Consider the following 3860-nt stretch of genomic DNA (forward strand, 5'->3'; position numbering starts at 1 on the left):
GAAAACCTGAACTGGCAACGGCAATGGTTGGGGGTGGCGTGGGAAACCTTTGGTCGTCGATAGGCAAGAGCCCCCTGAATTCAGGTTGGTGCGCTTAACCCGAACTCGATGGGCAACTAGTGGGGTGGCGGCATGAAAAAGGGCGGCCGAAGCCGCCCGAATTCAGGTTTTGACTGACGCGCTAAATTTCGTGCATCTCCTGGTCCTTGGTCTCATGCGCGGTGAGGATGGCCACCAACGAGATCGCGGTGACGACCACCAGGTAGTAGCCCACCGCCTTCGGGCCGTACTGGGCGTTCAGTGCCGTGGCGATGAACGGGGCGATCGCAGCGCCCAGGATGGAGGAGACGTTGTAGGCGATGCCCGAGCCGGTGTAGCGCACGTTGGAGGGGAACAGCTCCGGCAGGATCGCGGACATCGGGCCGAAGATGAAGCCCATCAGGATCATGCCGATGAACAAGAAGATGCCCAGGGAAACCATGGTGAACGTCTCCGGGTTGAGCAGCCACTTGAAGCTCAGCCCGTAGACGATGATCGCCACGGAGGTCAGGCCCAGCGTCGGGCGGCGACCGTACGTGTCCGCCAAGTGCGCCGAGACCGGGATGCCCAGGATGAAGCCGAAGATGCACACCAGCTGCAGCTTCAAAAACGTCGGGTAGGCGATGCCCAGGCCCACGCCCTCTTCGGCGGAGCCGATGCCGTAGGACAAAAACCAGGTGGTCACGATGTAGAACAGCGTGTAGCAGCCGACCATGATGAACGTGCCCTGGATCAGCGGCTTCCAGGCGGTCTTGAATACCTCGGCCAGCGGGGACGCGGCCTTCTGGTCGTTCTGCTCCACCTGCTGGAACACCGGGGTCTCCTCAACCTGCAGGCGCACCCACAGGCCGATGATGACCATCACGATGGACAGCAGGAACGGCACGCGCCAGCCCCACGCCATGAATGCGCCCTCGAAGTCGCCGGACGTGTGGCCCAGCACCGTCACCAGGATCAGGAACAGGCCGTTGGCCAGCAGGAATCCGAATGGCGCGCCGAGTTGGGGCCACATGCCGGCCCACGCGCGGCGTCCCTTAGCAGCTGTTTCTGTGGACAGCAGGGCCGCACCGGACCACTCGCCGCCGAGTCCCAGGCCCTGGCAGAAGCGCATCAGGGCCAGCAGCGCTGGGGCCCAAATGCCGGCCTGTGCGTAGGTGGGCAACAGGCCGATGATGAAGGTGGCGATGCCCATGGTCAGCAGCGCACCGACAAGGGTGGCCTTGCGGCCGATCTTGTCGCCGAAGTGGCCGAACAGCACCGAGCCGAGCGGGCGGGCGATGAACGCCAGGCCGAAGGTGGCAAACGAGGACAGCAGCGCAACCGTGCTGGACTCCGACTTGGGGAAGAACAGGAACGGAAACACGGCGACGGCGGCGGTGGCGTAGGCGTAGAAGTCGTAGAACTCGATCGTCGTACCGATGGTGGAGGCGAGTCGGACGCGGCGGCGCTCCTCCGGGGTGGTCTCCCTAATCGCTGCGGCGGGTGCCGACGGTTGGGGAGTGGGGTGGTGTTCGACGCTGGTTGTCATCGCCCGTCCTTTCATTCCACTGTGTGGGAACTAAATATCAGTGTGCGGACGAATGTACCACATTGTGGGACGGCTGTTCCAAAACGGTGCGGCGCTCTGGGTGGGTTGTGCACGAATCGACAATTCCGCCAATTTTCGGTTTGCAAAACCCCAGGTCAGGATTTGGCGCGGACGATTCGTACAAAAAACCGGCCGCCGCTGCAAACGCGGGGCCGGTCGTCAACGGGTGGGCCTAGTCGCGGCCGTCCGCTTCAAAGTCGTTGTCCTCGCCGGTCTCCTGCACGGAGGCGTCAGCGTCCGGGTCGGACAGGTTCTCAATGCTGTCTTCGTTGACCGGGGAGTTTTTCGGGGCAGCCATGGTTTAGGGCCTCCTTGGGGTACGGGAAATCTGCCCCACCGACTGTATGCATAAACCCTCACATCACGCCGAAAACCCCTCTGGCCAGTAAAAGACAAGATTCTCTGGTGGGTGGTTCTATCGATTGAACCTGGCTTTCAGTTCGTCGATTTCGAGGCCGCTAGCGGGGATCTCATCAGCGGAAAAACATTTACGAAAGCTGCCTAGATGATTCGGGTAGACATCCTTGCTGGAACCGGCCGCACGGATCTTGCTGTAGGGGCTGCAGACTGGAGCGAGACGGTTGCCGAAGTACTTCACTGCCCATTGGAACTCTTCGAAATCGGGATCGTATTTAAAGCTGGCAATGCGTCCGAGAATCGCGCAGATCCAGTCAGCGCACTGCACTGTTTGGTACAGGTGGCTTTCCACCTCCAGCGGAGGTTCGAGGAGCTTGTCGGCATCCTGATGGGAGAACATGAATGCTGCGCAAGCCGCGAAGATTTCCATCCGCTCCTTGGGGCCTTGCTTGTCCAGGATTAGAAGGTGCCGTTCGTGTTTGGGAAGTGACCAGTTGACGCGCTGGATGAGTTGTTTCATCGCGTGGTCGTATCTCGAGGATTCGTTTCCGCCGGTCATCTCATTTGAACCGCGCGGCTTCTCTTGCCCGTAGAAAACAATCTTGGCGTCGAGGTCCTCGAGTTTGCGGAGGAGGCGGTTGATCATCCAGCGCACCTCCTTATACCGCTGTACGTTTTGGGTGGTGAGAAGAGCTGCGCCTTTCTTTTCCCATTCCTCGACACGCTTACCTTTAGCTATGACCTTCGCGTCGATTTCGGCTTTGAGACCGGACTCCTTGATGTGCCGGAACGTTCCTGACAGCTGACGTACGTTGTGGGCAGGGATGATAAACCCGCCTATCCCGAATACGGGGTGGGTCTTATAGCTTGGGTCGTGTCGCGAGATATAGGCGCCATTGTGGCCGAACTCGTCGAAATAGCCGATGTACATTTTTCCCCTTAAATGCACGAAAGCTGGGTTAAGGGTCAAAAAGTGTGTCTGGCTCGGCGTGTCGTGGGGGTTAGATTTGGCCTTTTTGGATGCCGATTGAGTGGGTGTAGTCGGTGTCGATAGCGTTGTCGTAGAGGGCTGGTCGTCCTGTTTCGTGGTCGGCTTGGTTCTCGTTTCGGGTCAGGGTGGATACTTTGGCGAGTTGGCCCTGGCCCCAGTTGGACTGCCTGGCGATCTCAACAGGATCGTCAGGCAGTTCCGTTTTGAGGTAGAGCCACCAATCCAGCATGCGGCGTTGTCGTTCGCCGGATCTGCCGCGGTGGGTTCTGGCGAGCAGTTTGAGCTGGGCGTTGATCCCGCCTTCTAAGCTGTTGGTGGTGGATTTGATCCGCTCTGGTTGAAGGACTGCTGTTGGCGGGTTGAGGTAGACAAACAGCATCTCGGACCGCCAAAGATGGTTGAGGCTGTTGTAGGCCTTGCGCACGTTGTGGTGTGTCCACACGCGGGTCCATGCACCGGTTTTGGGGTCCTTGATCAGGGTTTTCTCGTCCATCCATGACCGGTAGATCGTGGAGAATTCGTGCAGTTGCGCACCCCATTGCGCTGCCTCGTCCAGGGTGGTGACTCGGGTCAGTTTCAGCGTGAGTTTGTAGATGGTGCGCCCAGCATCCGTGCGTGGGTTGCTGGTGGTGTAGCGGCGTACCACGCGTTGGGCGTGGACGAGGCAGCGTTGGATTTTCGTGGTCGGCCAGCACTTTTTGATCGCGCTGTATGCGCCTTGGCCGCCGTCGATGACGGCGATGAGTGGGGCTTCGATGCGCTCGAGCAGCAGCTGGTAGTCGCGGGTGGTTTCGTGTTTGCACCAATGCCAGGCAATCACGTGGTCGATGGTCGCCGCGACGATCAGACAGCCGCCGGCGGTGTAGGTGCCGTCGAGGAATACCT

At 59.8% G+C, this 3860-nt stretch carries 4 protein-coding genes; all 4 read right to left on the reverse strand.

Annotation, left to right across the window (positions count from 1 at the left end; all coding sequences use genetic code 11):
• Positions 1-181 precede the first annotated feature (181 nt).
• Positions 182-1567 (reverse strand): MFS transporter, encoded by a 1386-nt coding sequence (locus tag HMPREF3151_RS10435; RefSeq protein ID WP_083290311.1) that lies wholly within the window; start codon positions 1565-1567, stop codon positions 182-184.
• Positions 1568-1799: 232 nt separating this feature from the next.
• Positions 1800-1925 (reverse strand): hypothetical protein, encoded by a 126-nt coding sequence (locus HMPREF3151_RS12245; protein ID WP_256365536.1) that lies wholly within the window; start codon positions 1923-1925, stop codon positions 1800-1802.
• Positions 1926-2042: 117 nt separating this feature from the next.
• Positions 2043-2915 carry a DUF3800 domain-containing protein gene (locus tag HMPREF3151_RS10440; protein WP_070475670.1) on the reverse strand — a complete coding sequence of 291 codons (873 nt, stop codon included), beginning with the start codon at positions 2913-2915 and terminating at the stop codon, positions 2043-2045.
• A gap of 70 nt (positions 2916-2985) precedes the next feature.
• A partial coding sequence (locus HMPREF3151_RS10445; RefSeq protein ID WP_246815260.1) for an IS1249 family transposase occupies positions 2986-3860 on the reverse strand: 875 nt, incomplete at its 5' end.

It is taken from the genome of Corynebacterium sp. HMSC05H05 (assembly GCF_001807265.1).
Classification (GTDB): Bacteria; Actinomycetota; Actinomycetes; order Mycobacteriales; family Mycobacteriaceae; genus Corynebacterium.

What these genes read in the sequence shown, in the direction of transcription:
- HMPREF3151_RS12245 (WP_256365536.1), bottom strand. Translation starts at nt 1,925, where the DNA reads ATGGCTGCCCCGAAAAACTCCCCGGTCAACGAAGACAGCATTGAGAAC.
- HMPREF3151_RS10440 (WP_070475670.1), bottom strand. Translation starts at nt 2,915, where the DNA reads ATGTACATCGGCTATTTCGACGAGTTCGGCCACAATGGCGCCTATATC.
- HMPREF3151_RS10435 (WP_083290311.1), bottom strand. Translation starts at nt 1,567, where the DNA reads ATGACAACCAGCGTCGAACACCACCCCACTCCCCAACCGTCGGCACCC.